Here is a 16,412-nt window from a genome sequence, read left to right on the forward strand (position 1 = left end):
ATGGTTTCCTTATCGTGCGTAGGGGTTTTCTAGGGCAGGCAATACCGTGCCGGTGCAATCGCCGAAGCCGATCTTAAAGCCATCGCCATTTGCCGCGCCTCTTAGGGTCAGCGTGTCGCCATCTTCGATAAAGCTGCGGGTTTCGCCCGTGTCCAGCGTCAAAGGCTCTTTGCCGCCCCAGCTGAGTTCCAGGAGAGAGCCGCGTTCGGGTTTGGTCGGGCCCGAGATGGTTCCCGAGCCCAGCAAATCGCCCGTGTTCATCGGGCAGCCGGATGTGGAGTGATGGGCAAGCTGCTGCGCGGCTGAATAGTACATTTCACGGTAGTTGGTCCGCGCGATAGGGCTGGCGGTTTGTCCCGCCGGGGCCATCGTGACCTCAAGGTCGATGTCATAAAGCATTGGGCCGCAGTCTTTGAGATGATCCAGCAGCTCGAATTCGCGTGCAGGCGTGTCGCAGCGGAAGGGTTCCAATGCGGCTTTGGTCACAATCCACGGGCTGATCGAGGTTGCGGTAGCCTTGGCCTGAAACGGGCCCAGCGGCTGGTATTCCCAGGCCTGAATGTCGCGCGCGGACCAGTCGTTCAGCAGGACATAGCCAAAGATGTTGTCGTCCGCCTCTTGCACAGAAATCGGACCGTCCGAAGGTGTGCCGACAATGGCACCCATCTCAAGCTCAATGTCAAAACGGCGGCAGGGCAGGAAGGCTGGGACGTCGTGATCGGGGGACTTCAGTTGTCCCCAGGGGCGGCGGATATCGGTGCCGGATACTACGACCGACGACGCACGCCCGTTATAACCAATGGGGATATGCAGCCAGTTCGGCGGCAATGCGTTTTCCGGGCCGCGGAACATGGTGCCGACGTTTTGGGCGTGGTGACGCCCAGCGTAGAAATCGGTGTATTCGCTGACGGCGAAGGGCATGTGCATCTCGGCGTCGCTTTGCGCGACCAGCAGAGGTTCGACTTTGGCTACTTCTTCGGACCCTTTCGACAACAGCGAGGTCAACCGGTCGCGGAGGGCGGCCCAGACGGCGGGGCCTTGCTCCATCAGCGGGTTCCAGAAAGGCAGGTCGAACAGCGGCTCATCGGCCAGAGTGATCAATCCTTCGGCCTCGGCTGTGGTAACATCCAGGATCATGTCACCGATCGCCACGCCGCACCGTGGTTCACCTCCCTCAGTCGAAAAGACGCCGTAGGGAAGGTTGTTCAAGGGGAAGGGGTGTTCGGCGTCATTGGCCGAAGCCACCCAGGACTTCATCAGAGGCATTCTGTCTTCAAACCTTTTTCAAACGGTGAGATTTTTCGACGAAAAATCTTGTGCTGCGTGGATCATTCACTTCTTGCCGGGCGTTCCGTCGAACTTTTTCTCAAGCGAGGTCCAGCAGTCAATATAGTCGTCCTGCAAGGGGGCCTCATTGGCCGCAAATTGCGTCAAATGCTGCGGAAAGCGGGTCTCGAACATGAAGGACATTGTGTTGTCCAGCTTGTCCGGACCGAGGTTGGAATTCGACGCTTTTTCGAACGCGTCTTTGTCCGGCCCGTGCGGAATCATCATGTTGTGCAGGCTCATGCCGCCGGGGACAAAGCCCTGCGGTTTGGCGTCATACTGGCCGTAGATGTTGCCCATCAGTTCAGACATGATGTTCTTGTGGTACCAGGGCGGGCGAAACGTGTCCTCCATCACCATCCAGCGTTCACGGAACAGAACAAAGTCGATATTCGCCGTGCCCGGCTGGCCCGAAGGCGCGGTCAGTACGGTAAAAATCGACGGATCGGGGTGGTCGAACAGGATCGCGCCAACCGGGCAATAGGTGCGCAGGTCGTATTTGTAAGGCGCGTAGTTGCCGTGCCAGGCGACCACATCCAACGGGCTCTGATCGATCTTTGTGGTGTGGAACTGTCCGCACCACTTGATCGTCAGGGTCGAGGGTACCTCGCGGTCTTCAAACGCCGCCACTGGGGCCTTGAAATCCCGCGGGTTTGCCATGCAGTTGGCCCCAATCGGACCGCGTCCTGGCAGTTCAAACTTCTGACCGTAGTTCTCGCACACGAACCCCCGCGCGGGACCTTCCAGAACTTCGACGCGGTATACCAACCCGCGCGGAATGATGGCGATTTCCTTGGGCTCAAGGTCGATGATCCCCAACTCGGTCGCAAAGCGAAGACGGCCTTCCTGAGGCACTACCAGCAGCTCGGAATCGGCCGAGAAGAAATAGGCGTCCTGCATGGACTCGGTCACCAGATAGATATGGCTGGCCATGCCGACCTGCGTATTCACGTCGCCTGCTGTCGTCATCGTGCGCATGCCGGTCAGCCAGGTCAGACCCTCATCCGTATGAGGGACAGCATCCCACCGGTACTGGCCCAGACTGATCACGTCAGGATCAACGTACGGTGCAGATTTCCAATAAGGCAGGTCGATCTTTTCGTAACGGTGCGAGTGCTTGACCGATGGCCGGATGCGATAGCACCAGGTGCGTTCCGGCGGGTTTGCGGTAAATGCGGTGCCGCTCAGCTGTTCGCCGTAAAGGCCGTAATTGCAGCGCTGCGGGCTGTTCATGCCTTGGGGCAGTGCGCCCGGCAAAGCCTCGGTTTCAAAATCATTGCCAAAGCCGGGCATATACCCCGCGTGTGTGCCAACCGGGGTGCTGGCCTGGGTCAGGGCGTGCGGATCAGTCGGGCGATTCATCCTGTGCTCCTTTTATTTGCTGCTTGTCGGATAATAGTTGATTTTGTAACTAACAACCATGAGCAACATTGAATCCAAAAAAAATGATGACTTTGATTTGCGGGATTTCCTGCCCTATCTGCTGAATCGCGCAGCCGAGGAAAGCTCGTTGGAATTTCAACGTTTTTACAAAGACCGGTACGGGATGCTGCGCACAGAATGGCGGGTGCTGTTTCATTTAGGCAATTACGGCGAGATGACCGCGAAAGAGATCGGAGAACGCGCCAAAATTCACAAAACCAAGATCAGCCGCGCCGTTAGCAAACTTGAACAACGCAGGTTTCTGGTACGCAGCCGCGACGAAACCGATCGTCGCGTTGAACAATTAAAGCTCACAGCGGCAGGCAAAACGGCTTATCGTGAACTGCGCGGTATTGCTCGGAAATATGATGCCAACCTGGCGGGACTGTTCAGCGACGAGGATGCTGTCTTGCTTCGGACAATGTTACGACGCCTCGCGCAAATGAGTTGAACACTGGACATTGCCGACCCTCGCCCCCAGATGAAGCGCTGAGTGGACACAGGAAATTGATATGACAGCCCCGGACCCCAACGCGGCCAAAACAACTGATTTGATCAACTGGCTGGTAACCAGCGGCCTTGAAGGCGCCGATAAAGAGGAACTTCTGGACGGTTACTGCACCCGTTTGGTCGATCTAGGCATCCCGCTGATGCGGTTTCACGCGGCACAGTCTGCGTTGCATCCGGTGTATGGCGGCACAGGTTATAGCTGGTACCAGGGCCGCGGCGGCGACTACCAAAAATTCGAGTACTCGGAAGAGGCTGGCGAGGATTGGCAAAACAGCCCGTTATACGCGATCCTGAACGAAAATCTTGAAAACGTACATGAACGCATGGTCGACCAGAACGAACCCAGCCGTTACCCCCTGATCAACGAATTGCGCGAGAACGGCGCGACCGAATATTTTGCGACGGGCGTTTCGTTCAATGTACCCACGAACAACGGCGCGACGGAGGCCAAAATGGCTGTCGACGGGGTCCTTCTATCCTGGACATCCAACGCGCCCGATGGCTTTCGCGATGGTGATCTGGACCTGATCAATAGCGCTTTGCCACATCTGGGGCTGGCGCTGAAATCCGCGTCGAATGCTCGGGTCTCCAAGGATTTGATGCGCATCTACCTGGGTCGCGATGCGGGGCGTCGGGTGCTGTCCGGAGAAATCCGGCGCGGGTCTTTACAGCAAATCGATGCCGTAATCTGGAACTTTGATCTGGAGGGGTTCACCAGCCTGTCCGAGGAATTGCCCGGCAATGAGATCATTGACATGCTGAACGACTACCTCGCCGTTGCCGTTGGTGTCGTGCACGATTGCGGCGGCAACATCCTCAAGTTCATGGGGGATGGGCTGATGGCGATGTTTGATGTGGGTGAGATCGAAGAAGACGCACAAGCCGCACTGAAGGCTGTTCCGGTCCTGCAAGAACGCATGACCGAGCTGAATGTCAATCGCGAAGCGGCTGGTCTGCCGACCGCAAAGTACACGCTGGCGCTGCATTCTGGCGAAATCCTGTACGGCAATATCGGGTCCGAGACCCGTCTGGATTTCACCGTGATCGGCCCGGCTGTAAACCAGACGGCCCGGATTGCGGGAATGCACCGGTCTCTTGGGCAACGCATCTTGATCTCGGATGACGTAGCGCGCGCGGCGCAGCCGTGCGGACAGGATCTGATCTCGGTCGGGCGGTACATGCTGCGCGGCGTGGTTGAGCCGAAGGAGCTGTTTACGGTTTATAGTGCTGGGGCATGACTGACGTCTATTGTCCGCTTTGCCTCGTTCTCCAAGCAAAACCCATCTGACTGCCGTTTTCTGTTAGAATGAGGGTATGAAGCCGACCACCATTGACGCGTTCCACAACGCTCAGACGCCAGAATTCAGGACGATTTGCGATGTTTTGCGAGATGCCATCGACCAGGGCTTGCCCGAGGCCGAAAGCAAGATTTGGCACGCGCATCCGGTTTGGTTTCTGAACGGAAATCCAATTGTTGGGTACAGCAAGCTGAAAGACTGCGTTCGGTTGATGTTCTGGAGCGGTGCTGACTTCGATGAGCCGGAGTTGAAGCCAGGAACAGGCAAGTTCAAAGACGCCTCAATCCGTTTTGCCGGAGTCGAGGATGTAAATCTGGATGACGTGAACCGATGGCTTTCAAAAAGCCGGGACATTCAATGGGATTACAAGAACATCTACAAACGAAAAGGCCGGTTGGTTCGCCTGATTTGACCGCCGTGTCCATCAGTGTCAAATCACCCGGCTCGGGCGAAGTGTTTAGAAATCGATCTCAACGCCCGGCAGGTTCAACTCTTTCATCATATCGCGAAGTTCCTGCCGGGCTGCGATATTCGAGATGTTCAGTTGCTTGACCCCGATATCCTTGAGGTCCAAGAGCGTCAGCCCACGGGGGAAAAGCTCGCGGAAGACCACGCGTTCGGAAAAGCCCGAGGCGACGCGGAAGCCAATGCGCTGGGACAGCATCTCAATCGCGCGCTGCATCTTTTCCTTGTTGACCATGCGCTGGGTGCCGACGCGGTTGCGCACAACCACCCAGTCGATAGGCTTTAGCCCGGCCTGAGCGCGCAACTGACGGGCGTTCCACACCATCTCGGAGTATACCGAAGGTCCCAGAATTTTTTCGCCTTTTGTGTCGATGCGCGCCAGCAGGTCGAAATCGATAAAGCTGTCGTTAAGCGGAGTGATCAATGTATCAGCCAGCGAATGTGCAACCTGGCTGAGGCGTGTATGCGAACCGGGGCAGTCGATCAGGATAAAGTCGCTATCGCTTTCCAATTCCGCCACTGCAGCAGACAGGCGGTGGTCATAGATGTTTTCGCCTGGTTTCAGCGTGCTGGCATCAATCTCGGGCAGGTCGTGGTGGCGCGGGGTTGCGAGCCCCAGATCAGAGCCGTTGATAAAGTTCAGGCGATTTTCGAAATACCGCCCCAGACTGCGCTGCCGCAGGTCCAGATCAAGCGAGCTGACCTTGTGCCCAAGACGCGCCAGCGCGGTGGCCACATGCATCGATACGGTCGACTTTCCCGCCCCGCCTTTTTCGTTTCCGACGACGATAATATGTGCCATGCCTGTCTTCCCAAGTCCCGCCGTGTTTGCACACACGTTGTTATGGCCCACTATATGTTGTGTCTGTTAGGAAGGGAAGGACTTCAGAGGCCGTCTACACGCAATTTCAGAGCCAAATTTGGAAAACCAAGCGCGAATGCAGGTTTACACCGAGTGCTGGTGAAATACCGTGCGCCGTATGATTGTCTGAATCAGAGTTTCGCCCAAGAGAGGACCATTGGAACACCTGTTTTTGAACGTTTTGAACGTCGTTCTTCCCGTGCTGATCTGTGCAGGATTCGGGTATGTCCTGGCGCTGATTAAGGCTCCTTTCGACAACAAGGTGGTCGGCGGCATCGTGTCCCGCGTCGGATATCCGACGCTGATCATCTCACACCTATCGACCACAAGCATTGCCGTTGGCACCTTTCTGGACGTCATGTCCGCAGCGGCGTTGGCCATTGCGGCGTTCGGCGTCCTTGGGTTCATTGCGCTGAAGGCGTTACGGCTGCCCGTTCGCGCGTTCCTGACACCATTGATGCATGGCAACGTCGGCAATATTGGACTGCCGATCACTCTGCTTGCGCTGGGCAACGCCGGGATGGCCTATACCATGGGTTTCGTCGTTGTCGTGCTTGTCAGCATCTTTACGGTCGGCATGTGGATTCCTGCGGGCGCGTTTTCGGCCAGAAAACTGCTTACTTCACCGATTATCTATGCCGTGGTGATTTCGCTGATCCTGATGTCCACGGGCTATGCGCTACCGCAACCGATTGCAAAGTCTTTCGACATACTGGGCGGTCTCTCGATCCCCTTGATGCTTTTGACGCTGGGCCACACTCTCGCCAGTTTGCGGATCGCCAGCCTGGGACGCGCGGTCGTTTTGACGGTTTTGCATCTAGTGATGGCTCTTGCCATCAGCTTTACCTTGGTGTGGCTGTTCGGCTTTACCGGTGCCGAGCGTGGCGCGGTCATTCTGTGCTGCCTGATGCCGTCTTCGGTGGCAAACTATCTGTTCATTGATCAGCACGTGCCGGAATATGGGCCGGACGTTGCAGGCTTTATTCTGGTTTCAACCCTGTCGACCATACTTGTCCTGCCGGTTGCCTTGTCTTTCTGGATCTGACGCACAGGCTATGCGAGTGCGCAGAATCTGCTAAGGTGTTGATGTGGCATCCCAAACATGCCACGCGGACAAATGGGTGCGGCGTTGGCACAATCAGGGACAGATCAATCAACTCAACAGGGTGGCGCGCGCATCGTTCTGGCGATGACAGCAATCTGTATGATGGTCGTTGGCTTCAACACGACGGCTGTTGCAACCATTCTGCCCAATTTGAAGGCCGAATTCGATCTGACGCCCTCTGGTTTGCAATGGGTCATGGCCACCTACACAGTGGCCAGCGCAACCCTTGTCACGATTGTCAGTCGGCTCGGCGATATCACCGGCAAGATGGGCGTCTTCTTCTTTGGCATGATTGTTTTTGCCATCGGGTCCGCGCTGGTTCTGTTTTCGCAAGACAGCACGATGTTGCTTGCAGGTCGGGCAGCCCAAGGCGCGGGAGCTTCGGCCCTGTTTGGCACCTCCTTGTCGCTGCTAACGGCCGCAACACCAGAGGACCAGCGTGCAAGCGTCACAGGCGCATGGGGGGCGATCGTTGGACTTGCAATCGGTGTGGGACCGATCGTGGGCGGTGTGTTTGCCCACTACATCAGTTGGCGTGCAGTCTTTGCCACCGATCTGCTGTTGCTGGCCGTGGCCTTTGTGGTCGGGCTGCTGGTCAGCAAGCGCAAAATCATCCCGGATACCCGGCAAGCTGGGGCCGAGTTCGACTACCTCGGAGCCATTGCGATAATGTTGTTTCTCGGGCCCTTGTCCTTTGCGCTCAGCAACGGTGAGAGCGGTGGATGGGGGACGCCTTTGACCCTTATTCCGCTGGGTATTGCAGCCCTGGGCACCGTTGCATTGGTTCTGGCGTCGCGCCGCAGTGATGATCCATTGATCGAGCTGCGGTACTTTCGGCATCCCCGGTATTTCATGGCTGCGGCAGGAATGTTCTGTACGGGTTTCACCCTGTTTGGCTTTTTTGTCTATTTCAACGTATTCGTTCAGTCGCCTGACGCGTTTGGCTACAGCTCGGTTGGGGCAGGCCTTGCGATCATGCCGTTAAGCCTCAGCATGTTTGTCGTTTCGGTGGTCGCACCCCGGTATTTGGCCCCGTACAGCTTTCATTGGCCGGTCGTGATTGCGTTGGGATTGATGGCCTGCGGCTTCCTTTTGATGACGACAACTTCGAACGCGACACAATATGCCGAAATTTGGTGGAAGCTGATGATCCTTGGAATCGGGTTGGGCATTTGCTTTTCCCTTTTGCCACGCTTGGGGCTGCGCCTGTTGCCAGAAGAGCATGTGGGTCAAGGGTCCGGGGTGATCAACGCCTGTCTGTATTTCGGTGCAACGCTGGGGGCCGTGGTTTGTGGTCTGATCGAATCTATCACGATCCGCCGTGGATTATCCGAGGTGATCGACGCCTTGCCAAAGGGTTCGACGCAGCGCGAAGACCTGGCTCATGCGCTGACACACGGTACGCCAAGCCAGATTCAGCAGCTGATCAATGGCATGACCCCAGAGGCGGGTTCGACGCTGGCACAGGCTCTACGAGACTTGCTGGACGACGCTTTTGACAGCGCCATGCTGGTGACCGCAATTGCGGCGCTGATCGGGATGGCTCTTGCGTTGATCCTGTTGCGCGGGCCGGTTCCGCCGGTGCACAGTGCGGCTGATTTGACGCGCAAATAAATCCAAATGGTGTGCCTGATCAAACGCGCGGGTTATGCATCTTGCGCGACCAATGGTCTATCGAACTGCCACACTTCCAGAGGAAACACACCGTCGGAGGTGTCCAATTGGACCGTGCGGCGCCCTGAGTTGTGCCACCCCGCTTTTTCGTAGAAACGCGCGGCCCTGTCATTTCCGATTGCGCAGGCAAGCCAAGCCCGATTGTAGCCCGCAGACCGGATACGATGCTCGGCATCTGCAATCATTGTCTTTGCGGCACCCGAACCGCGCGCGTTCGGTGACACATACAGTTGATAAAGCTCGTCTGCCTTCACCATGCAAAATCCAGCCAGTTCTTTGCCAGAGAATATCACACGCGTGCCGGAAAGGTTGAGTATTGCGCGATCGAGAAAACTCTCGTGGGTTCGCAAACGGCGCAATTCGTCTGGCACGATCTGTGCGTGTGCTTCGTGCCAACCTGCCTCCCAGAGGGCGGCGATCCAGGACACGTCCTTTTCTTTGGCTGGTAAGACTGTAAGACCCATCTGGCGACCATATGATCCGGGGTCTGGGCCTTCAAGACGTCGAAAGACGCCACAACTTGTCAACAGTCACAAAAAAAGCCGCCCGTTCCGGGGCGGCTTTCTTGATCGGCAGACGTCAGGCTTAGAAGCCCAGGCCTTCGTATTTCTTCTTGAACTTCGACACGCGGCCGCCGGCGTCCATCAGACGCGCGCCGCCACCGGTCCATGCAGGGTGCACGGAGGGGTCGATTTCCAAGGCCAACTGGTCGCCCTCGGCGCCCCAGGTGGATTTCATCTGAACCACGGTGCCATCGGTCAGTTTGACGTCGATGATGTGGTAGTCGGGATGGATGTCTTTTTTCATCTTTCCGCTCCTTACGCCTCGGCGCCAGCCTTGGGCTTGTAGTTGGTGACCTCTGCGATACGTGCGGATTTACCGCGACGGGTGCGCAGATAGTACAGTTTGGCGCGACGGACGCGGCCACGGCGGACAACGGTGATGCTGTCGATGTTGGTCGAATGCAGCGGGAAAACACGCTCCACGCCTTCGCCAAACGAAATCTTACGGACGGTGAACGAACCGGCGATGCCTTCGCCGCCTTTGCGCGCGATGCAGACGCCTTCGTAATTCTGCACACGGGTACGCGACCCTTCGGTCACCTTATAGCCGACACGGATGGTGTCACCGGCTTTGAAGTCGGGGATGTCTTTCCCCAGGGCGGCAATCTGTTCCGCCTCAAGCTGTGCGATCAGGTCCATCGCAATTACTCCTATCTGCTCGTGGTTGGTCCACGAAGTTTGGGCACGGCCTGAGAGCTCTTGGTCTTCACCGGGTCCTGCGTACAGCCCGCCAGAGGTCAGATCGAATGTTCCTTTGGTCTGGCCTGTCCCAGCGCACCCTTGCCGAAGAAAGCGGGGCGACACGCCATGATACAAACCAAAACACCGGAGTCACATCTCGCAACACCGGATTGCGGTGCTTTACGGGCTTTGGGGGCAGGGATCAAGCCTGAATCGCCATTATCTTCAGCGGGCGGCGGTGGGTTTTTGCCGCCCAGGAAACCAACCGTTGCCTTATGCACCCAATCAGGCATTCTGGTCTCAATTATAAGAGCAGATATTTACCACAGGACCAGATCATGCGCATTGCCGTCATTCTGGCCGTCTTGGCCTTGACCATCACGTCCTGCGGGCGCAGCGGCCCGCGACCTCAGACGCTTGAGCCTCAGTCATATGTTGACCGGCGAAGCCCGTCGGTCATCTACCCGGCCTTCGGTGATGCCGACCCGCATGAGTGGGAGGGGCGGCATCCTGGACACTATCCTGTCCACGGGCTGGATGTGTCGCGCTGGCAAGGACCGATCAATTGGAAGCAAGCCAAGGCGTCGGGTGTGAGCTTTGTGTTCATCAAGGCAACAGAAGGCGGCGACGTGGCGGACCCGATGTTTGAAAGTCACAGTCAGGGCGCGTCTGCGGCGGGTGTGCCCTGGGGTGCCTATCACTATTACTATTTCTGCCGATCTGCACGCGAACAGGCGCGGTGGTTCATCCAGAACGTGCCCAAAGGGTCAGACCTGCCGCATGTGCTGGATATGGAATGGACGCCGCATTCGCGCACCTGCACCTTGCGACCCGACGGGCGGACTGTTCGGGCTGAGGCGCAGCGCTTTTTGGATATTCTTGAGCGTCACTATGGCCGTCGTCCCATCGTCTATACGACCGTCGATTTTTATGGCGACACCGACATAGGCCGGCTGCCCAAAACCGAGTTCTGGCTTCGGTCTGTCGCAGGTCACCCAAGAAACGTTTACCCGCGCGCGATCTGGCGATTCTGGCAATACACCGGAACGGGTTTGGTGCCGGGTGTGCAGGGTAGGGTCGATATCAACACCTTCAACGGCACACCGGAAACCTGGGCACGTTGGAAGGCAGGGGGTTAGTCTTTACCCTTGGAATTTTGGTGCTGTTCCCAAAGATCAGGCCGTCGTTCTCGGGTGATGCGTTCCGACATCTCGTGACGCCAGTCAGCCACACGTCCGTGGTGACCCGACATCAAAACCTCTGGGATCGGGCGGCCGTTCCATTCGGCAGGGCGAGTGTATTGCGGGTGTTCCAGCAGGCCTGACGAAAAGCTTTCATCCTCGGCCGAGGCCTGATTGCCCAATACGCCCGGGATCAGACGGACAGTGGCGTCAATCAGCGCCTGCGCCGCGATCTCGCCACCGGTCATAACGAAATCGCCCAATGAGACCTCTTGCACACCGTAATGTTCCAGAACGCGTTCGTCGACGCCCTCGAACCGTCCGCACAGCAGTGTCATGCCGTCGCAGCGGGCAAGGTTTTGCATCATTCGTTGGTCCATGCGGCGCCCTCGGGGGCTGAGGTAGATCAGCGGCCAATTGCCCTGCACTCCCGCCATAGTGTGCTCGATCGCCTCGCCCAGTACGTCGGCGCGCAGGACCATGCCCGCACCACCACCTGCTGGCGTGTCATCCACATTGCGGTGCTTGCCCACGCCGAACTGGCGCAAGTCGACGGTTTCCAGCTGCCACAGACCTTCCTGCAGCGCCTTGCCGGTCAGGCTTTCGCCCAGCACTCCGGGAAAAGCGGACGGAAATAGGGTGATGATCTTGGCCTTCCACACGCCATGCAGGTCGGGCGTCGGGGTCAGCAATTCCCGAGGTTTCAGAGTCGGGCGAATGGCTTTGCGGCCGTGGGATTTATTGGGCTTGTCTGTCATGAGGCGCTGATCATCTCGGTTTGGGTCTTCTTGACCAAAGCCGCCTTTTGACGGATCAGATCAGCGTCGTCCAGCGAGGATCGGTTGAGGTCAAGCAGTGCGCGCAAAATGTCTTCGGGCATGCGCGGGTTGACGCGTTTGGGGCCGACCAGTTGCTGCGCCTTGTCTGAAGGCAGGTTTAAAAACTCGGCGAAGGGCGTGCCGGGGCCGTAGATATGCGCCTGCACATCCTCCAGCCACTCGGTCCGGACCGAGACCGAGGGCAGGCGATCCCGTACTGCCTCGGCTGCAACCTGAGGCGATGGAACCTGATCCAACCGGGCGCGGTATGTATCAAAGTCCTGCACAAGGCGCGAGCGTTGCAGATCATGCGCCCACAGGCTACGGATCCAGCTGCCACGCTGGCGCAGGGACAGATAGATCGTGATATGTGTTTCCTGACCTTCGAACCGTTCACGGATCAAACGCACGAGGCAGGCGGCCAGTTCTGGTGCGGCCTCATACCCTACGGCCACATTGCGGCTGGGGCGCAGGCCCGAGAAATTTTCCTCGCTTAACACCAAGCCGCGCTTTTCTCCGAATTCCAGTGAATTCAGAAAACCGCGCATCAGGTCTTCGAAATCTGCAAGCGTGCCGGGCGTGCCGTAAACGGAATATCGCGTTGCCGCTTCAGACAGCCCCGTATTCCGAGTCCGATACGGCAAAACCAGCGCGTGATGCGGCCAGATCAGTTCGCGGTTTTCGAACAGAAATGACTGTGCTGCCGTCGTCCCGGTTTTGTGAAGGCCCAGATGAAGCAGCACGCGGCGCATTACAGCAAGCCCTCGGGCGGGTCGGCGATGATGCGACCCTTGTCCAGATCGACGGTTGGGACGACTTCCAACGTAAAAGGTAGCAATACGGTGGCCTTCAACCCCGGCCCGTGCAGTTCCAGAAGGTCCGCCGCGCCATGGTTCTGAACTGATTTCACCCTGCCCAACAATGTGCCGCCGGTATCGTAGACCTCAAGCCCGATCAGGTCGGTGTGATAGAATTCGTCATCGGGCAGCGACGGCAATTGATCGCGGCGCGCATAAAGGCGTAGACCGTTGATCGCATCGGCCTGTTCCTTGGTTTCCACCCCGCCCAACCGGGCGGCAAAACCATTCTTGATCGAACGGGTCAGGACAAGCGGATATCGTTCCTTGCCCGCCTCATCCGTCAGTGGCGAGTAGGCCTCGATATCTTCGGGCACCGCGCAAAAGCTCTTTACCCGCACCTCGCCGCGCACGCCGTAGGACCCCGCAACGCTGCCGACGCAGATCAGATCACTCATTTCGCCCATCCGTCACACATATTCCGTTCTGCCATTGTCCCAAGGCTGCGCATGCCTCGCGCTGGTTCGAGCGTTCAAAGAACACTCCCACAATAAAGGCGATCACCAACAGGATGGGAAGTCGTAACAGTCCGAACATATTTATCTTACCTCGATCGGCAGAGTGGAAGTCCGGTTTTCCCAACCGACCTGTTCCAACTCGGGTGTATCCGACGTTTCCTCGGGCCAGCCCACACAGAAATAGCCGATCAGATGCCAGTCATCGGGAACATCCAGATCACGCGCCAACTGAATAGGGTCCAGTATGGACACCCAGCCCAGCCCCAGCCCCTCGGACCGCAGGGCCAGCCAGAACAGAGTGATGGCCGAGACCACCGAATAACGCCGTGTCTCAGGCATCGAGCCAGCGCCCAGCCCTTGACCCTTTTCGGTCGCATCATCGCAAAACACGGCCAGATGCACCGGGGCCTCGTGCATCCCAGACAGTTTCAAGCCGCTGTAAAGCTGCGCTTTTTCACCGGAATACCCTTTCAGGGCTTCGGCATTGGCCGCTTTAAAATTCTCAAGCGCCGCGTCGCGTGCGGCCTTTGTTTCGACGCGGATCACGCGCCACGGTTCGCTTAAGCCCACTGAAGGCGCCAACCGAAACGCGTCGAGGCAGTGCGTCAGCACTGCCTCGTCTATTGCGTCGGTGCGGAACCGACGCACATCGCGCCGGAGCCGCATCAACAGATCGAACTGCGTGCGAAAATCGCCCGAAAAAGCCTGATCCCGCACGCGCCGGCCTGCTTATTCTTCTGCAGCCGCTTCTTCAGCCGGTGCAGCAGCTGCTTCCGCCGCTTCAGCAGCCTTGGCCGCTTTTTCTTCCGCGCGCTCCTGAGCTTTCTTGCCCGGGGTACCCTTGTTGGGGTTGTTGCGCTCGGCCTTGTCACGGGCTCCTGCTGCTTCCAGCATGCGTGCGATCCGGTCGGTGGGCTGTGCGCCCTGATCCAGCCAGTACTGGATGCGCTCCATGTTCATTTTCACGCGCTCTTCGCTGTCTTTCGGCAGCAGCGGGTTGTAGGTGCCCAGTTTCTCGATGAAACGGCCATCGCGCGGCATACGGCTGTCAGCCGCAACAATGCGATAGAAGGGACGTTTTTTCGAGCCGCCGCGGGCGAGACGAATTTTCATTGCCATGGTGGTATCTCCTTAAGATGGCGTTCGCCGGGGTCTTGTCCGGCTATTCTTGGTATTCGTGGAAGCGCGGTTATTCCTGATGCTTCCGGTGGTGTCGGATGACTTCCTGAATGATGAAATTCAGGAAAGCCTTGGCGAAGTCGGGGTCCAGATCGGCCTCTTTCGCCAGGTCTTCTAACCGTGCGATCTGCGCGGCTTCGCGCGTGGGATCGGACGGGGGAAGATCGTGTGTTGCCTTGAGCTTGCCAACGGCTTGCGTGTGCTTGAACCGCTCGCCCAAGGTATAGACAAGGATCGCGTCCAGCCGGTCGATGCTTTCGCGATGCTCTTTCAGCAGCGTGGCAGCCTGTGTCACAGGATTGGTCATTGGCCGGTCCTCTCGGTGGTCAGGTCGATCTGCGGATGACGCCAGATCTGTGCGTGCTTGCCTAGCAGTTCGGCTCTTTCGATCTCGAGCGTCGCGCCGAGCCGTTCCGCCAATGCACGCGATCGATCATTGGCATGTGCAATGTACGAGATCACGCCGTTCAGCCCCTGGTGGCGCGCGGCATAGTCCCGTGCGGCCTGCGCGGCCTCGAACCCCAGCCCTTTGCCTTCGGCCTCAGCCATCAACGCCCAACCCAGTTCGGGTTCAGCCCAGCCGGGGACGTTGATCATGCCCGACCAGCCTGCAAAGGCACCGGAGGCTTTCTCGGTCAGGTGCCACAGGCCATAGCCGCGCAGCGCCCAGTGTCCTAGGCGGCCGGCAAGCGAGGACCAGCAGCCCATTTGGTCTTTGGGGCCGCCGACCATATGGCTGCGCTCAGACGTGTAAAACGCGATCATTTGGGGCAGATCATCCAGATGCGGCGCGCGCAGGATCAGGCGGTCGGTTTCGACGGTCGGGATGGTGAATGAGGTCATGCGTAAGCCTCTATCCCGCCATTCACCAGATCGCCAGGCGACGGGTGCCGCCAGATCTCGGATTTGCCGTATTTGGGATGTTCGTAGAGATATTCGAGTTGTGCACCCAGACGTTTGGCCACGGCCTTGCTGGCGTGATTGTCCAGATCGATCAGCGAAATTGCCGTGTCCCAACCCAGCACATCATAGGCATGGGCGCGCGCGGCCAGAGCGGCCTCGGTCGCGTAACCCTTGCCCGTGGCTTGGGTCATCAAAGTCCAACCCACTTCCGGCTCGGGCCAGCCTTCGGGGAACCACAGGCCGATGCGTCCGACATAGGCGCCAGTGTCTTTCTCATCGACGCTCCAATACCCGTAGCCACGCACAACCCAGTGCCCCAGCAGCGCGGCAAACACGCGCCACACCTCATCCCGGCGCAGCGGTCCGCCGACGAACTTCGCTTCGTCGCTGGCGAAGAAGGCAGAATCCGCGTCCAGATCAGCCTCGGACGGCGCGCGCATGATCAGGCGCTCGGTCTCAAGTTGGGGGATATTAAGCAAGGTCATGCTTGTCCCCCGGCATTGGAAGGCAGGTGGCGATAGACCAGAGTTGTGCCATCGGCCTCAGCGATCTCACGATCGATGGTTGCGCCCAGCCGTTCGGCCAAACGTTGCGATCGGGTGTTTCCCTTGACCACGAAACTTGCGAGTGTGGTCCAACCAAGCTGGTCGAATGCAAATTCCCGCGCCGCGCTGGCCGCTTCAAAGGCATAACCGTGGCCTTCGCCGTCTTCGGTGAAGATGAAACCAAGCTCTGGTTCCGGATCTTCCGGTTCGAACCCGAGAACGACAAATCCAAGCAACTGACCATTGGTCTTGGCTGCAACCGACCACAACCCGTGGCCACGCAGCGACCAGATGGCGACCATCTGAGCAAAATCGTACCAAGCGTCCTCGCGCGACATGACAGTCAGATACCGCGCACGCGGGCTGGCAACGATCCGTGCGTAGGTGTCGAAATCCGACAGTTGTGGCGCGCGTAGAACCAGACGCTCGGTCTCAAGCGTCGGGATGGTGCGCGCCACCCGAGCCGCCAATTCAGCCCCCTGAGCATTGGGCGCAGCTTCGAACCGAAAGGTCATCATAGAACCTCCGGTGTCGCGCATGCGCACAAGGATATGCAGGGGGCGAA

22 protein-coding genes are annotated in these 16,412 nt (G+C 58.2%); 6 read left to right on the top strand and 16 right to left on the bottom strand.

Annotated features, from left to right (window positions below; genetic code table 11):
- Nucleotides 1–9: 9 nt before the first annotated feature.
- Both fahA and hmgA read right to left on the bottom strand, forming a co-directional pair.
- On the bottom strand, nucleotides 10–1,266 hold the full coding sequence (gene fahA / locus ACR0CR_RS18440) for a fumarylacetoacetase (protein WP_480601985.1): 1,257 nt from the start codon (nucleotides 1,264–1,266) through the stop codon (nucleotides 10–12).
- A 66-nt stretch (nucleotides 1,267–1,332) separates the two neighbouring features.
- Nucleotides 1,333–2,688, bottom strand: a complete 1,356-nt coding sequence (gene hmgA, locus ACR0CR_RS18445; RefSeq protein ID WP_480601987.1) for a homogentisate 1,2-dioxygenase — start codon at nucleotides 2,686–2,688, stop codon at nucleotides 1,333–1,335.
- A gap of 58 nt (nucleotides 2,689–2,746) precedes the next feature.
- Here hmgA and ACR0CR_RS18450 point away from each other — a divergent pair, with 58 nt between their 5' ends.
- The 3 genes from ACR0CR_RS18450 (at nucleotide 2,747) to ACR0CR_RS18460 (ending at nucleotide 4,968) form a co-directional block, all read left to right on the top strand.
- Nucleotides 2,747–3,199, top strand: coding sequence for a MarR family winged helix-turn-helix transcriptional regulator (locus ACR0CR_RS18450; protein ID WP_480601989.1), 453 nt, complete (start codon nucleotides 2,747–2,749; stop codon nucleotides 3,197–3,199).
- A gap of 61 nt (nucleotides 3,200–3,260) precedes the next feature.
- Entirely contained in the window at nucleotides 3,261–4,496 is a 1,236-nt protein-coding gene (locus tag ACR0CR_RS18455; protein WP_480601992.1) for an adenylate/guanylate cyclase domain-containing protein, read from the top strand.
- A 76-nt stretch (nucleotides 4,497–4,572) separates the two neighbouring features.
- On the top strand, nucleotides 4,573–4,968 hold the full coding sequence (locus ACR0CR_RS18460; protein ID WP_480601994.1) for a DUF1801 domain-containing protein: 396 nt from the start codon (nucleotides 4,573–4,575) through the stop codon (nucleotides 4,966–4,968).
- Nucleotides 4,969–5,013: 45 nt separating this feature from the next.
- Here the strand turns inward: ACR0CR_RS18460 and ACR0CR_RS18465 are convergent, their stop codons facing one another.
- Nucleotides 5,014–5,823 (bottom strand): division plane positioning ATPase MipZ, encoded by an 810-nt coding sequence (locus tag ACR0CR_RS18465; protein WP_480601996.1) that lies wholly within the window; start codon nucleotides 5,821–5,823, stop codon nucleotides 5,014–5,016.
- 217 nt (nucleotides 5,824–6,040) lie between these two features.
- Between ACR0CR_RS18465 and ACR0CR_RS18470 the strand changes: the two genes are divergently transcribed.
- Nucleotides 6,041–6,928 (top strand): AEC family transporter, encoded by an 888-nt coding sequence (locus tag ACR0CR_RS18470; RefSeq protein ID WP_480601998.1) that lies wholly within the window; start codon nucleotides 6,041–6,043, stop codon nucleotides 6,926–6,928.
- 57 nt (nucleotides 6,929–6,985) lie between these two features.
- A complete protein-coding gene (locus tag ACR0CR_RS18475; RefSeq protein ID WP_480602000.1) occupies nucleotides 6,986–8,602 on the top strand; it encodes an MFS transporter in 1,617 nt (538 codons plus the stop codon).
- Between the two features lie 32 nt (nucleotides 8,603–8,634).
- Here the strand turns inward: ACR0CR_RS18475 and ACR0CR_RS18480 are convergent, their stop codons facing one another.
- From ACR0CR_RS18480 to rplS, 3 genes are all read right to left on the bottom strand, one after another.
- Nucleotides 8,635–9,090, bottom strand: a complete 456-nt coding sequence (locus ACR0CR_RS18480; RefSeq protein WP_480602003.1) for a GNAT family N-acetyltransferase — start codon at nucleotides 9,088–9,090, stop codon at nucleotides 8,635–8,637.
- Between the two features lie 157 nt (nucleotides 9,091–9,247).
- Complete coding sequence (rpmE, locus tag ACR0CR_RS18485) at nucleotides 9,248–9,469, bottom strand: 50S ribosomal protein L31 (protein ID WP_170388151.1); 222 nt, start codon at nucleotides 9,467–9,469, stop codon at nucleotides 9,248–9,250.
- An 11-nt stretch (nucleotides 9,470–9,480) separates the two neighbouring features.
- The gene (rplS, locus tag ACR0CR_RS18490) at nucleotides 9,481–9,864 is read right to left on the bottom strand and encodes a 50S ribosomal protein L19 (RefSeq protein ID WP_170531453.1); all 384 of its coding nucleotides are present in this window, start codon (nucleotides 9,862–9,864) and stop codon (nucleotides 9,481–9,483) included.
- A gap of 380 nt (nucleotides 9,865–10,244) precedes the next feature.
- Here rplS and ACR0CR_RS18495 point away from each other — a divergent pair, with 380 nt between their 5' ends.
- A complete protein-coding gene (locus ACR0CR_RS18495; RefSeq protein WP_480602007.1) occupies nucleotides 10,245–11,045 on the top strand; it encodes a glycoside hydrolase family 25 protein in 801 nt (266 codons plus the stop codon).
- Here ACR0CR_RS18495 and trmD read toward each other — a convergent pair.
- The 10 genes from trmD to ACR0CR_RS18545 form a co-directional block, all read right to left on the bottom strand.
- Nucleotides 11,042–11,845, bottom strand: a complete 804-nt coding sequence (trmD, locus tag ACR0CR_RS18500; protein ID WP_480602009.1) for a tRNA (guanosine(37)-N1)-methyltransferase TrmD — start codon at nucleotides 11,843–11,845, stop codon at nucleotides 11,042–11,044. The genes ACR0CR_RS18495 and trmD overlap by 4 nt on opposite strands.
- Nucleotides 11,842–12,657 carry a hypothetical protein gene (locus tag ACR0CR_RS18505; protein ID WP_480602012.1) on the bottom strand — a complete coding sequence of 272 codons (816 nt, stop codon included), beginning with the start codon at nucleotides 12,655–12,657 and terminating at the stop codon, nucleotides 11,842–11,844. Before ACR0CR_RS18505 ends, trmD begins: the two co-directional genes overlap by 4 nt.
- Nucleotides 12,657–13,160 carry a ribosome maturation factor RimM gene (rimM, locus tag ACR0CR_RS18510; RefSeq protein WP_480602015.1) on the bottom strand — a complete coding sequence of 168 codons (504 nt, stop codon included), beginning with the start codon at nucleotides 13,158–13,160 and terminating at the stop codon, nucleotides 12,657–12,659. Before rimM ends, ACR0CR_RS18505 begins: the two co-directional genes overlap by 1 nt.
- Complete coding sequence (locus tag ACR0CR_RS18515; protein WP_480602016.1) at nucleotides 13,153–13,299, bottom strand: hypothetical protein; 147 nt, start codon at nucleotides 13,297–13,299, stop codon at nucleotides 13,153–13,155. Before ACR0CR_RS18515 ends, rimM begins: the two co-directional genes overlap by 8 nt.
- Before the next feature lie 2 nt (nucleotides 13,300–13,301).
- The gene (gene bluB, locus ACR0CR_RS18520; protein ID WP_480602018.1) at nucleotides 13,302–13,937 is read right to left on the bottom strand and encodes a 5,6-dimethylbenzimidazole synthase; all 636 of its coding nucleotides are present in this window, start codon (nucleotides 13,935–13,937) and stop codon (nucleotides 13,302–13,304) included.
- A 12-nt stretch (nucleotides 13,938–13,949) separates the two neighbouring features.
- Nucleotides 13,950–14,339 carry a 30S ribosomal protein S16 gene (gene rpsP / locus ACR0CR_RS18525; protein WP_010437590.1) on the bottom strand — a complete coding sequence of 130 codons (390 nt, stop codon included), beginning with the start codon at nucleotides 14,337–14,339 and terminating at the stop codon, nucleotides 13,950–13,952.
- 70 nt (nucleotides 14,340–14,409) lie between these two features.
- On the bottom strand, nucleotides 14,410–14,706 hold the full coding sequence (locus tag ACR0CR_RS18530) for a chorismate mutase (RefSeq protein WP_170494189.1): 297 nt from the start codon (nucleotides 14,704–14,706) through the stop codon (nucleotides 14,410–14,412).
- Entirely contained in the window at nucleotides 14,703–15,242 is a 540-nt protein-coding gene (locus ACR0CR_RS18535; RefSeq protein ID WP_480602020.1) for a GNAT family N-acetyltransferase, read from the bottom strand. Before ACR0CR_RS18535 ends, ACR0CR_RS18530 begins: the two co-directional genes overlap by 4 nt.
- The gene (locus ACR0CR_RS18540) at nucleotides 15,239–15,787 is read right to left on the bottom strand and encodes a GNAT family N-acetyltransferase (RefSeq protein WP_480602023.1); all 549 of its coding nucleotides are present in this window, start codon (nucleotides 15,785–15,787) and stop codon (nucleotides 15,239–15,241) included. The genes ACR0CR_RS18535 and ACR0CR_RS18540 overlap by 4 nt, the downstream gene beginning before the upstream one ends.
- Nucleotides 15,784–16,362 carry a GNAT family N-acetyltransferase gene (locus ACR0CR_RS18545; RefSeq protein ID WP_480602026.1) on the bottom strand — a complete coding sequence of 193 codons (579 nt, stop codon included), beginning with the start codon at nucleotides 16,360–16,362 and terminating at the stop codon, nucleotides 15,784–15,786. The genes ACR0CR_RS18540 and ACR0CR_RS18545 overlap by 4 nt, the downstream gene beginning before the upstream one ends.
- Nucleotides 16,363–16,412: the final 50 nt, after the last annotated feature.

The sequence above is a fragment of the Ruegeria sp. AM2 genome, from assembly GCF_056540685.1.

Excerpts from the sequence above, each read along its gene's own strand:
- ACR0CR_RS18535 (WP_480602020.1), bottom strand. The coding sequence starts at position 15,242 with ATGACCTCATTCACCATCCCGACCGTCGAAACCGACCGCCTGATCCTG.
- rpmE (WP_170388151.1), bottom strand. The coding sequence starts at position 9,469 with ATGAAAAAAGACATCCATCCCGACTACCACATCATCGACGTCAAACTG.
- ACR0CR_RS18540 (WP_480602023.1), bottom strand. The coding sequence starts at position 15,787 with ATGACCTTGCTTAATATCCCCCAACTTGAGACCGAGCGCCTGATCATG.
- ACR0CR_RS18450 (WP_480601989.1), top strand. The coding sequence starts at position 2,747 with ATGAGCAACATTGAATCCAAAAAAAATGATGACTTTGATTTGCGGGAT.
- ACR0CR_RS18475 (WP_480602000.1), top strand. The coding sequence starts at position 6,986 with ATGCCACGCGGACAAATGGGTGCGGCGTTGGCACAATCAGGGACAGAT.
- rplS (WP_170531453.1), bottom strand. The coding sequence starts at position 9,864 with ATGGACCTGATCGCACAGCTTGAGGCGGAACAGATTGCCGCCCTGGGG.
- ACR0CR_RS18545 (WP_480602026.1), bottom strand. The coding sequence starts at position 16,362 with ATGACCTTTCGGTTCGAAGCTGCGCCCAATGCTCAGGGGGCTGAATTG.
- ACR0CR_RS18465 (WP_480601996.1), bottom strand. The coding sequence starts at position 5,823 with ATGGCACATATTATCGTCGTCGGAAACGAAAAAGGCGGGGCGGGAAAG.
- rimM (WP_480602015.1), bottom strand. The coding sequence starts at position 13,160 with ATGAGTGATCTGATCTGCGTCGGCAGCGTTGCGGGGTCCTACGGCGTG.
- ACR0CR_RS18495 (WP_480602007.1), top strand. The coding sequence starts at position 10,245 with ATGCGCATTGCCGTCATTCTGGCCGTCTTGGCCTTGACCATCACGTCC.
- ACR0CR_RS18460 (WP_480601994.1), top strand. The coding sequence starts at position 4,573 with ATGAAGCCGACCACCATTGACGCGTTCCACAACGCTCAGACGCCAGAA.
- trmD (WP_480602009.1), bottom strand. The coding sequence starts at position 11,845 with ATGACAGACAAGCCCAATAAATCCCACGGCCGCAAAGCCATTCGCCCG.
- fahA (WP_480601985.1), bottom strand. The coding sequence starts at position 1,266 with ATGCCTCTGATGAAGTCCTGGGTGGCTTCGGCCAATGACGCCGAACAC.
- rpsP (WP_010437590.1), bottom strand. The coding sequence starts at position 14,339 with ATGGCAATGAAAATTCGTCTCGCCCGCGGCGGCTCGAAAAAACGTCCC.
- hmgA (WP_480601987.1), bottom strand. The coding sequence starts at position 2,688 with ATGAATCGCCCGACTGATCCGCACGCCCTGACCCAGGCCAGCACCCCG.
- ACR0CR_RS18455 (WP_480601992.1), top strand. The coding sequence starts at position 3,261 with ATGACAGCCCCGGACCCCAACGCGGCCAAAACAACTGATTTGATCAAC.
- ACR0CR_RS18515 (WP_480602016.1), bottom strand. The coding sequence starts at position 13,299 with ATGTTCGGACTGTTACGACTTCCCATCCTGTTGGTGATCGCCTTTATT.
- ACR0CR_RS18505 (WP_480602012.1), bottom strand. The coding sequence starts at position 12,657 with ATGCGCCGCGTGCTGCTTCATCTGGGCCTTCACAAAACCGGGACGACG.
- ACR0CR_RS18530 (WP_170494189.1), bottom strand. The coding sequence starts at position 14,706 with ATGACCAATCCTGTGACACAGGCTGCCACGCTGCTGAAAGAGCATCGC.